Genomic DNA, 858 nt, shown 5'->3' with positions numbered 1-858 from the left:
CGGCCGCTCAGTGCGTGTCGCCGTGTTCGCCCGTGGCGACAAGGCCGACGATGTCGGCGCCGGCGGCGCGCGCTTCGTCGGCCTTGTCGCCACGGGCGAACACGGCGACACGCACTGAGCGGCCGGTGCCGTTCGGCAGGTTGACCACGCCGCGGACCATCTGGTCGGCATGGCGCGGGTCGACGCCGAGGTTCATGGCGACTTCGATGGTCTCATCGAACTTCACCGAGGAACGGTCCTTGAGCAGCTTCAGCGCATCGCCCAGGGCATAAGCCTTGTTGGGATCGATGCCTTCGCGGGTCTTCGATACGCGCTTTGCAATCTTTGCCATGATCTTAGCCCACCACTTCCAGACCCATCGAGCGGGCGGAGCCCTCGACCATGCGCATGGCCGCTTCGACGTCGTTTGCGTTCAGGTCTTTCATCTTCGCGGTGGCAATCTCGCGGACCTTGTCACGCGAAACCGTACCGGCCTTGACCTTGCCCGGCTCCTTGGAACCGGACGTCAGGTTCGCCGCCTTCTTCAGGAAATAGCTCACCGGCGCCGTCTTCATGACGAAGGTGAAGGACTTGTCCTGATAGTAGGTGATGACGACCGGAACCGGCGATCCCTTTTCCATTTCCTGGGTCTGCGCGTTGAACGCCTTGCAGAATTCCATGATGTTGATGCCACGCTGACCAAGCGCCGGGCCGATCGGGGGAGACGGCGTCGCCGATCCCGCTTTCACCTGGAGCTTGAGCTGGCCTGCAATTTTCTTAGCCATCTCTTTTCCTGCCTTTGTCTATGCCGGTCATGCCGGCGGTTGCAGTCTGGTGGTGCGGTTCGCGCAGCCGGCTAAAGCCGCACTCGCCTCCCAC

Annotated in this window: 1 protein-coding gene and 1 pseudogene; both read right to left on the bottom strand. The window is 62.6% G+C overall.

Translation table 11 applies throughout. The features are described from left to right. Positions 1 to 43 precede the first annotated feature (43 nt). Positions 44 to 331, bottom strand: a pseudogene (locus EN750_RS36735) (50S ribosomal protein L1); the annotation flags it as partial. 4 nt (positions 332 to 335) lie between these two features. Then, positions 336 to 764, bottom strand: coding sequence for a 50S ribosomal protein L11 (gene rplK, locus EN750_RS36730; protein ID WP_013531410.1), 429 nt, complete (start codon positions 762 to 764; stop codon positions 336 to 338). Positions 765 to 858 lie beyond the last annotated feature (94 nt).

Origin of the sequence: Mesorhizobium sp. M7A.F.Ca.ET.027.03.2.1 (genome assembly GCF_003999175.1) — a bacterium.
In the GTDB taxonomy this organism is placed as follows: domain Bacteria; phylum Pseudomonadota; class Alphaproteobacteria; order Rhizobiales; family Rhizobiaceae; genus Mesorhizobium.
The sequence above is the reverse complement of the archived record's forward strand: the minus strand, read 5'-3'. Positions and strand labels throughout refer to the sequence as shown.

Coding starts and splice junctions, on each gene's coding strand:
- rplK (WP_013531410.1), bottom strand. CDS start 764: ATGGCTAAGAAAATTGCAGGCCAGCTCAAGCTCCAGGTGAAAGCGGGA.